The organism is Desulfobacter curvatus DSM 3379 (genome assembly GCF_000373985.1).
Classification (GTDB): domain Bacteria; phylum Desulfobacterota; class Desulfobacteria; order Desulfobacterales; family Desulfobacteraceae; genus Desulfobacter; species Desulfobacter curvatus.
In genome coordinates this window covers 47,768-56,508 of record NZ_KB893056.1, presented here as the reverse complement: position 1 = coordinate 56,508, position 8,741 = coordinate 47,768, and the positions used below count along the sequence as shown (strand labels likewise).

The following is an 8,741-nucleotide window of genomic DNA, read 5'->3' as shown; positions in this document are numbered from 1 at the left end:
ATCACTTCAAATCGCCCCATTGAAGACTGGGGCCTGCTTCTCAAAGACAATGCCGCATCATCGGCCATACTGGACCGGTTGCTTCACCATGGTCATCTGCTGAAATTTGAAGGGAAGAGTTACCGACTCAAAGAGGCTGCCAACCGGCTCTCTCAGCTGCGCGACAATAGGGAGGGATGAAAAAAGGAAAAAATGGAAGATATTAAGAGAATAACTTAGATCTCAATATTCTGCCGCCGGGGGATTTTGACCCGGCCACGGGTGGGGGATTTTAAAGTGGCCATCCGGGTCATGGGATAATCCGGCCCACAAGGCAGTTGCCGTTGTTGCATTGATCATATTTAATCTTAACGATTTTTCCTTTAAGGCTGTCCGGGTTGCCATGCGAATTTTTTTCATTCTTAATAAAGACGGTCAGGTAGTTGGTGGTGATCGCCTTAAGCATACCTGTGTGCCGGTCCCTTTGATTCTGGATCAATCCCTGAAGTACCCGGCCCCGGTTTGACTCGATAAACGCCGAACGCTTCTGCTCGCCAAGCTCGCGCATCAGTGCAGCCCTTTTCTTTGCCGTATCCGACGGTACCTTTGGGGTGAAATGCCATGCAGGTGTCCCTTGTCTTGGTGAGAAGGGGAATACATGAAGGTAAGATACGGGCAGCTCCGCCACAAGTTTGTATGTATTTTCAAACGCCTTGTCTGTTTCACCGGGAAACCCCATGATCACATCAAGGCCGATACCGGCATACGGCAGGGTTTGATGTATCTTGTGAGTAACTTCTGAGAACTGTTCAACTGAATAGGGCCGCTTCATACGGGCCAGAACGTCATTGTCTCCTGCCTGGAGCGGGATATGAAAATGATCGCACAAAATATGACCGGGGCCTGCCATATGAATGAGCTCATCCGTTATTTCATTTGGCTCAATGGAGGATATCCTGATTTGATCCACCGGACGTTCTTCATCCAGTTTTTTTACAAGTTGGGTTAAAGAGGTTTCAGGCTTTAAATCAAGTCCATACAGCCCGGTGTGAATACCTGTGAGAATAACCTCTTTGAACCCCTGCCTGTTTAAGCCTAAAACATGGGCCATGACCTGGTCAAAAGGCATGGATACGGATGCGCCCCTGGCATAGGGGATAATGCAATAGGTGCAGAACTGATTGCATCCGTCCTGGATTTTTAAGTAGGCCCGGGTCATTTTACCGAATACGGGCCGGTCAGGTTCTGCAATTTCCAAAAAGCATGCCGTTTTTCCGTATTCAGGTTTTCTGAAATCAAATAAGTTTTCTTTCGCCGGTTCCCGGGTGAGATATGCGGGGATGAGCGGTTTATCCTGGTGGCAGACAATAAAATCCACACCTGAAATTTTTTTAAACTGTTCAGGGTCAGTCTGTGCATGGCATCCGGTGACAATCATTGTAGCATCGGGGTGTTCACGGATCAGTTTCCTGGTTTCCTGGCGGGACTGCATGCCGGCCCTGGAGGTCACTGCACAGGTGTTAACAATACAAATATCAGCGGATTGCCCCTTACCTGCCCTTGAGAATCCATGGGCTTCAAGCTGGGCTGCAATGGCGTCCGATTCATATTGATTGACTTTACAACCAAGGCTTTCGATATAAAATGTTTTTTTTTTCATTGAATTGCTGAAATCAAACCGGCGCCTAATACGCGGTTTGCCTGATAGAACACTGCGGCCTGGCCGGGGGTTACCGCATTTTGGGGTGTGTCAAATGTTACAATGCCACGGGTGTCCTCCCAGTCAAGGCCGGCAGGGGCTGCTTTGTGTGCGTACCGGATCTGAACAGTCAGGTTTTTTATATTTTTCTTTTCAGGATAATTCCAGACCATCTGTTCAACCGTCATCCGTTTTTGGGCAAGATCTGACTTAAAACACACATGAAGGGTGTTGGTATTCATATCAATTTTTTTTACATAGTAAGGTGCCGGGCCAGGAATATTGATTCCCCTGCGCTGGCCAACCGTGAATTTGTGAAGCCCCTGATGGGAGCCCACGGTCTTCCCCTGACCGTCAACCACCGGCCCGGGCTTTGGGGAGACTTTTGTTTTGGTGTTAATGAACCTTCCATGATCTTTATCCGGCAAAAAGCAGATATCCTGGCTTTCACCCGGTACAACCGGTACAAGGTTGTGTTGTCCGGCAAATTCCCGGACCCGGCTTTTGGTAAAATCGGACAGGGGAAACACCAATCTGTCCAAAATATCAGGGGAGAGCATGGATAGAAAATAGGACTGGTCTTTATTCAGGTCAGCCCCCCTTTCAAGCCATGCCTGCCCGGACGCTTTTCTGCCGGACGTATATTTGTTGACCACCGTTGCATAATGGCCGGTTGCCATCAAATCCGCCCCAAGCGTTTGCGCATGCTCAAACAACCTCTTAAATTTTATCTGCATATTGCAGACAAGGCATGGATTCGGTGTTTTCCCCGCCATATAGGTTGACACAAAATATTCAACCACCCGGGTCTCAAATTCCCGGGACAGGTCTATGGTGTGAACGGGAAATCCGAAGACGGACGCCAGGCCGGATAGATCCGGCATACGTTTTTCATAGCCGGTGGTGAAATGAACGCCGAGCACTTTTTTAAAACGCTGTTTAACAAGAAACCCTGCCACCATGGAATCTATTCCCCCGCTCAGAGCCACGGCTACAACCGGTGAATCAGACATCAGGCAGTTTCTTTTAAATCATCACTGAACAAACCCATGGCTCGGACGGGGCAGGTCAGAAGACAGCGCTCACACAGGCTGCATTTTTCCCTGTCAAATATCACTTCCATTTCAGGCCGTTTGATGTACAGCGCCCCCGTGGGACAGACTGCGGTGCATGCGCCGCAATGGGTGCATCTTTCTTCATCTTTGAAAATTTTATGTTCGGGTGTGGATACAAGAACCCCATGTTCCTTTAAATAGGTGATCCCCTTGTTAAACGCCGCTTTCCCGGCACCAGAGATTTCAAGCACCATATGGCCTTCTCTTTTTGAAGATATTCGTGCCTTGAGGATATTAAACATCAGGTCATATTTCTTAACCAGCTGGCAGACAATGGGTTCTTGGGCCGATCTTGGCGGAAAATCTAAAATAACAATTTTTGAATACAACTCCTTAACCTCCGTTCCTTGTGTTAGGTCGAAACCAAATTAAATATCATATCATTCATCGTGGTTTATATTAAATACCTAAATCGCTCAAATTCGCAGTTTTGTGAAAAATTTCTTGTCAAACCGTCATACTTTTAGATAAGAATATACAAAAATTACCTCTTTTCGTTAATTTCTTAACAATCGCTGGTTCTTTTTCCAGGAGGAACATGTCTCAAAAGGCGTCATATAACAGTTTAGTAAAACGGATTAAGGAGCTTGAACTTGAAAAGGCTACCCTGAAACAAGAGATCGTTACACTTAAAAAATTTCGGACCATTGATAAAAGTGTTGGCTCTGATCCCGTTGAGTTTGCGGCTGCAATCAATCAAAAAATTGAGAAAGAGAGAGAATTGCTGCTGGCTGCAGTCGAGCAAATTTCGGAAATGGTCTATATCACAAATTCCGAAGGTATTATCCTGTATATCAATTCCGCCTTTGAGACCCTGACCGGGTTTTCCAGGGAAGCGTGCATCGGCCGGGATATCAGCATGTTCAGAAGCAAGAAATATGATAGCCAGTTTAATATTAACCTGCGGGCCATTATCAGTTCCGGGCGGGTGTGGAGCGGCCATGCCGAGTTTAAAAAAAAAGACAACACTTTTTGCATAATGGAAATTACCATATCTTCGGTCAGGGATAAAAATGGTGACATTACCAACTATGTAGGTGTACAGCAGAATGTTTCCAATGAGATGAAGATTCATGAAAAGATGGCCCAGGTCCAGAAGCTGGAATCCCTTGGCACCCTGGCAGGTGGTGTCGCCCATGATCTTAATAATATGCTGTTTCCCATTATAGGAAATGCAGAGCTTTTGATTCTTAAAAGCGCTGCCTATGACGATGAAACAAAAGAAAGGCTGGCTCAGCTTCATGAAAGTGCCCTGCAGGCAAAAGAACTTGTCCGGCAAATTTTAAATTTTTCCCGTCAAAAGAAAATTAAAAGAGAGCCGTTACAAATACAAAATAGTATAGAGACCGTACTCAAGCTGATGAAGTCCGGTATTCCACGCTATATTTCAATAAAAAGAATTGTAGATCCAAACTGTCCGCCTGTTATTGCCGATCCCACCCAACTACATCAGATTATAATGAATTTGGTCAGCAATGGCGTGCATGCCATGGGTAAGACAGGCGGTGTAATCGAAATTTCATTAACGCCTGTAAATGTTTCTCAATCTGATTCCAACGGCGGGGTCAAGCCGGGAGAGTATATTTGTCTAAGTGTTTCGGATACAGGCGAGGGAATGTCAAAGGAGGTGATGAGCCGTATTTTTGAACCGTTTTATACCACCAAGGGCAATGAGGATGGAACCGGCATGGGATTGTCTGTTGTTTATGGTATTGTAAAAGATATGGCCGGCGGCATAAAGGTACACAGCCAGCCGGGCAAGGGAAGTGAGTTCAAGTTGTATTTTCCAAAATTTTCGGAAAAAAGTATTGAACCACGACTTCATGTGCCTGCCCTAAATGAGAAAATCGACATTGAATATAAGATCCATGTCCTTTTTGTGGATGACGAAGACATCATTCTCAAAGTAGCAAAATCCATGCTGGAGCGTTTAGGGTGCCGTACCACAACCATGACAGATTCTTTGGTTGCCCTGACACATTTCAAAAAAGAGCCTTTAACCTATGATCTTGTGATTACGGATCTGTATATGCCGCATATGAACGGCGATTGTCTGGCGGAAAACATAAGGGAGTTTCGCCCGGATATCCCTATCTTTCTTTGTACGGGATTCAGCGACGACATTACCTTGGATATGATGGCGCAAATAGGTATTAGGGGGGTGTTATCCAAACCGCTTTCCATAAAAGAGATGTCTGAAAAAATTGGAAAATTTTTTAACCCCCAAAAAATACCATTAAAAAAAATATAGCGGCTGAAATCCCGATGCCCGGTCCTGATATAGATAAAATAAGAGCCCTTGAAAAGAAAATGAATCATTTGGGTATTTCAAAAAAAGATATCCAGGAGAAATTTATAAAATCCTCGGGCCGTGGTGGCCAAAAGGTAAATAAGTCATCCTCTGCCGTATTTTTGACCCATGTGCCCACCCAAATAACTGTAAAATTCGGGAAGTATAGATCCCAGCATCTGAACCGGTTTATGGCCTTGAGATCCCTGGTGGAAAAGATTGAACAGTTGCAATTCGGGATGCCTGATGCCACAGCCCAAAAATTAGCCCGGGTGAAAAAACAGAAGCAGCGGCGAAGGAAAAAGGCGCTTAAGAAGGTGTCGGACAGCAAAGAGACTTGATTAAATTTTAGAATACCCCCAACTGACAGGGTTTGATCCGGATTTCAAGCCGCTCACAGACAGACCCCATATCTATTCTGGTAATTTTAAATTCCTTTGCTATCTCCCAGCAGGTTTTGCAGTCAATTTTTCCGTCAGACTGAGCATCAAGTATCCTGTCCTTTAATTGCTGTGTAATGCCGGCATCGGGATTGAAATTCTTTTTGCCCTGGGGGGATCCGAAAAGACCGAGTTGGCATTGTGCGATACGCAATTCAAGTAGATCCGCCTGTATACCGATCTGCTTTGGCAAACAATTTTGTGCCTTCGCAAGGCGATGGGCACTTGCACATGTAAGCCTGCCGTTACTGCTCGCCTGCAGAATGGCTTGGGAACGCGTCTGATCCAATTGCGCCCCGGAATGCCTTTTTGCATCTGGGCCGCTGTCCTGGTGTTCCATAATATTTAATTGACTCTTGTTTCAGGTTTATGTATGGGTGGTTTATAACGTAAAACTTCGACAGGATAAAGGCCTTATTTTATGAAAAACATGCTTGGATCCGGCAAATTCCAAATGATATACATTGCTTCCTGCGGTGAGGGTGTCAACGCTTTTCATCTCGTGGAATCCACCCTTGTACAATTTCCTGATTCCGATATCAGTGTTGTAAAAGTCCCCAGGCTACGTACGGAGAGCCAGGTCGATGATCTCATCGATAAGGTCAAGGATATTGAAAGTATTATTGTTCATACCATTGTTGATTCAAACCTTCGCAGGTATCTCACGCGTCAGGGCATGGATAATCATATTGTCACCATTGATCTGATGGGCCCCATTATTTCAAAAATAGAAACATTTCTTGACCGTAAGCCCCTGGAAACCCCGGGACTCTATCGGGAGATTCACCTGGTAAATTTAGAACAGGTGTCTGCCATTGATTTTGCCCTGGCCCATGATGACGGTTTGAATCCTGAGAGTATTGCTGAAGCCGAAATTGTGTTGATCGGACTGTCCAGGGCCGGAAAAACACCGTTGTCAATGTATATGAGCGTTTTGGGGTGGAAAGTGGCCAATATCCCCTTTGTCCCCGGTGTTCCCATGCCCCGGAGCCTGGACCTTGTGGACCGGCGCCGGGTATTTGCACTGAACATCAACCCGGAACAGCTGCAGGCGCACAGGAGAATGCGCCAGGAGAGCCTGGGGGCAAAGGATATCTACGCCTATTCCGGAAAGGATGAAATTGAAAAGGAGATTGAACACGCCCAGAAATATTTCATTACCAAGGGCTATTCCATGATCAATGTGAGCAATAAACCCATAGAGACCAGTGCCGAGGAGATCATTGAAATGATTACGCGCAGGTTCAAAGCCAATGCCCATATAAGGGACTTTATACCCCATCAGGGCAGCCCGCAAAGCAATTTAACTTTGTGATTAAACTTCATTTTTGACGTTATGCCTGAAAAGAAAAGACAATCGGAAAGACGAAAGCCCACGGATCTTTTCAGGCTTGTTTTTATCTGGATAAATATCGCTGCCTGTGCAGGATTAATTATTGCCATTCTGATTTTTCACAGGGCTCAACCCGAATTTGAAACCTTTTTTGACCGTTTCTATCAGCTTGAATTAAGGCGTTACTGGGATCAGAACTATGTCCGGTTCCTTGTTGATGTGCTGGGGGCAGGTGCCCTGATTAATGCTGCGGGTCTTTTGCTTGCCCGGTATCGGGGCCGGCGCAGCACAGATCACAGGCGTCTTGTGCTGGTGTTAACCATTCTTTACAGTCTGCTGTTTGTTCTGTCCAAAACGCTGCTGTAAGATCAAATTTGAAATATTCATTACCGGATGCAATCAAGAAGTGCGGGTTTTATGCCGATAGTGTTTTATATGAAACTGGAAACAAGATACAAGAAACAAGAGGGTGAAGCGCCTGCGGCGCCCATTTTAGTCCTGCATTGTTGGTGTCTTTAGTTTTATTGTTTGTTATGGGTTGAGCCTATGTTGTTGATAGACCAGGTCGGCCATGGCCGTTATTAGCTTTTAAACCCAAGAACTTTAGGAACGACAGCTATGACACGTTATTTTATCCTGATGCTTGTCTTGATTGTAACGGCAGTGCCATGCCGGGCCAGGGATTTCATGGTGGAGTTTGTAGAAGAAAACTACATGGAAAGTCAGGAAGACTATGCCAAAGCCCCCATGATTTACCATTCCTTTCAGGTGCGCTCCCATGCAGGCTTAAAGATGCTGGTGCTCACCGGGGAACACCCTGAATACCGCAGATGGCTGCGCCGGTATGTTGCCCAGGATAAAGGGTTTATTGTCAAGGTCCCTGATAATGAAAACGATTTGTTCATTGCTTCGAAAGTCTATAAAACAGATGTGACAAATGTCCACCCCTTCAATCCGACAATCTGGTCAATGGAAGGCAGCCGTGTTTTTGACACCAAAAATGTGTCGGAAACGCAGGCCTGGATTATAGCCGGTCGGGGTCATATTCTGGTACTGGATCAAAACAACAAACGCAGTGAACTTATCGATACTGTGGTCAAACGTATGGGATATATCGGCATGATCTCCGGCGATCCTGAAGTGGCGTTGGGCGTATTTAGAAATCAGCCTGAAAAATTTAAAATGGTCATTGTGAATTACGATATACCTGGTATGGGCTCCCAGGCCTTTGTGGATAAACTGCTCAAAATTGATCACACAATACCCATTCTTGTGGAAACCGGTTATAATAACGAAAAGCGCATGCGGCAATACCTGTCAAAATTTTCAGGAGCCGGGACGGTCACGGTTACCCCCGTGGCATTGAATCGCCTTCAACAAACCATAAAAAGCTTGATCAAACCTGAAAAAGAAATAGCCACACAACCTGTAAATGGATAAAATGGATAAATTCATAAAGATTTGGAGCGTCATATTCATATTTTTTTTAACGGTTCCTGGGACCGGCCGTGGGGCAGATCAGGAATTTTATGAGCTGGAGGCCGGATTTAAAAATTTCATTCAATGCGAACTCACCCGGACGGATGCCGAGAACCATTTTAAGGGAAAAGCGTTTACCGTGGCCATGGTAAACCTTTTCAACGTTACCCGGGAACTGGATATCACCATCCTGACCGGGGCGGTTAAGTGCGATGTTCAAGGGCAGTACCAAACCTTGTATGTTGCCATGGGATTAAGGGACTTAAGGGAAAAAAAGGTGGTTTCCTATTTCACCGTCAGAGACAAGGATTTTCGCATTCTTGCTACGGAACTGATTCGTTATCCTTACAAGGAACGATGCCCGTGGACCCGTTACTGGATTAATCAGGAGTAATTCAAGTTCATT

At 45.5% G+C, this 8,741-nt stretch carries 11 protein-coding genes; 7 read left to right on the top strand and 4 right to left on the bottom strand.

From position 1 onward, the window contains the following. A partial coding sequence (locus B147_RS0112300) for an ATP-binding protein (RefSeq protein ID WP_020586660.1) occupies window positions 1-180 on the top strand: 180 nt, incomplete at its 5' end. Window positions 181-289: 109 nt separating this feature from the next. Here the strand turns inward: B147_RS0112300 and mtaB are convergent. From mtaB to B147_RS0112285, 3 genes are read right to left on the bottom strand one after another with little or no spacing between them, the layout of a single operon-like run. Further along, window positions 290-1,639, bottom strand: coding sequence for a tRNA (N(6)-L-threonylcarbamoyladenosine(37)-C(2))-methylthiotransferase MtaB (mtaB, locus tag B147_RS0112295; protein WP_020587501.1), 1,350 nt, complete (start codon window positions 1,637-1,639; stop codon window positions 290-292). After that, a complete protein-coding gene (gene mnmA, locus B147_RS0112290) occupies window positions 1,636-2,691 on the bottom strand; it encodes a tRNA 2-thiouridine(34) synthase MnmA (protein ID WP_020587500.1) in 1,056 nt (351 codons plus the stop codon). Before mnmA ends, mtaB begins: the two co-directional genes overlap by 4 nt. Next, the gene (locus B147_RS0112285) at window positions 2,691-3,122 is read right to left on the bottom strand and encodes an NIL domain-containing protein (protein ID WP_020587499.1); all 432 of its coding nucleotides are present in this window, start codon (window positions 3,120-3,122) and stop codon (window positions 2,691-2,693) included. Before B147_RS0112285 ends, mnmA begins: the two co-directional genes overlap by 1 nt. A gap of 209 nt (window positions 3,123-3,331) precedes the next feature. On the opposite strand from B147_RS0112285, the gene B147_RS0112280 reads away from it, so the two are divergent. Together B147_RS0112280 and B147_RS0112275 are read left to right on the top strand one after the other, a co-directional pair. Beyond that, the gene (locus B147_RS0112280) at window positions 3,332-5,044 is read left to right on the top strand and encodes an ATP-binding protein (protein ID WP_020587498.1); all 1,713 of its coding nucleotides are present in this window, start codon (window positions 3,332-3,334) and stop codon (window positions 5,042-5,044) included. A gap of 14 nt (window positions 5,045-5,058) precedes the next feature. Further along, a complete protein-coding gene (locus tag B147_RS0112275; RefSeq protein WP_020587497.1) occupies window positions 5,059-5,424 on the top strand; it encodes a peptide chain release factor family protein in 366 nt (121 codons plus the stop codon). 7 nt (window positions 5,425-5,431) lie between these two features. Here the strand turns inward: B147_RS0112275 and B147_RS0112270 are convergent, their stop codons facing one another. Next, a complete protein-coding gene (locus tag B147_RS0112270; RefSeq protein WP_020587496.1) occupies window positions 5,432-5,863 on the bottom strand; it encodes a hypothetical protein in 432 nt (143 codons plus the stop codon). A gap of 81 nt (window positions 5,864-5,944) precedes the next feature. Between B147_RS0112270 and B147_RS28270 the strand changes: the two genes are divergently transcribed. The 4 genes from B147_RS28270 to B147_RS0112250 all read left to right on the top strand — a co-directional run bounded on the left by B147_RS28270 (window position 5,945) and on the right by B147_RS0112250 (window position 8,729). Next, window positions 5,945-6,838 (top strand): pyruvate, water dikinase regulatory protein, encoded by an 894-nt coding sequence (locus tag B147_RS28270; protein ID WP_020587495.1) that lies wholly within the window; start codon window positions 5,945-5,947, stop codon window positions 6,836-6,838. A 21-nt stretch (window positions 6,839-6,859) separates the two neighbouring features. Further along, window positions 6,860-7,222: a hypothetical protein gene (locus B147_RS0112260; RefSeq protein ID WP_020587494.1), complete on the top strand. Its 363-nt coding sequence runs from the start codon at window positions 6,860-6,862 to the stop codon at window positions 7,220-7,222. Between the two features lie 252 nt (window positions 7,223-7,474). Beyond that, window positions 7,475-8,296: a DNA-binding transcriptional response regulator gene (locus tag B147_RS0112255; protein ID WP_020587493.1), complete on the top strand. Its 822-nt coding sequence runs from the start codon at window positions 7,475-7,477 to the stop codon at window positions 8,294-8,296. Between the two features lies 1 nt (window position 8,297). Continuing rightward, complete coding sequence (locus B147_RS0112250; RefSeq protein ID WP_245569004.1) at window positions 8,298-8,729, top strand: hypothetical protein; 432 nt, start codon at window positions 8,298-8,300, stop codon at window positions 8,727-8,729. The last annotated feature ends 12 nt before the right edge of the window (window positions 8,730-8,741 follow it).

Excerpts from the sequence above, each read along its gene's own strand:
- B147_RS0112250 (WP_245569004.1), top strand. The coding sequence starts at position 8,298 with ATGGATAAATTCATAAAGATTTGGAGCGTCATATTCATATTTTTTTTA.
- B147_RS0112275 (WP_020587497.1), top strand. The coding sequence starts at position 5,059 with ATGCCCGGTCCTGATATAGATAAAATAAGAGCCCTTGAAAAGAAAATG.
- B147_RS28270 (WP_020587495.1), top strand. The coding sequence starts at position 5,945 with ATGAAAAACATGCTTGGATCCGGCAAATTCCAAATGATATACATTGCT.
- B147_RS0112255 (WP_020587493.1), top strand. The coding sequence starts at position 7,475 with ATGACACGTTATTTTATCCTGATGCTTGTCTTGATTGTAACGGCAGTG.
- mnmA (WP_020587500.1), bottom strand. The coding sequence starts at position 2,691 with ATGTCTGATTCACCGGTTGTAGCCGTGGCTCTGAGCGGGGGAATAGAT.
- B147_RS0112270 (WP_020587496.1), bottom strand. The coding sequence starts at position 5,863 with ATGGAACACCAGGACAGCGGCCCAGATGCAAAAAGGCATTCCGGGGCG.
- mtaB (WP_020587501.1), bottom strand. The coding sequence starts at position 1,639 with ATGAAAAAAAAAACATTTTATATCGAAAGCCTTGGTTGTAAAGTCAAT.
- B147_RS0112260 (WP_020587494.1), top strand. The coding sequence starts at position 6,860 with ATGCCTGAAAAGAAAAGACAATCGGAAAGACGAAAGCCCACGGATCTT.
- B147_RS0112280 (WP_020587498.1), top strand. The coding sequence starts at position 3,332 with ATGTCTCAAAAGGCGTCATATAACAGTTTAGTAAAACGGATTAAGGAG.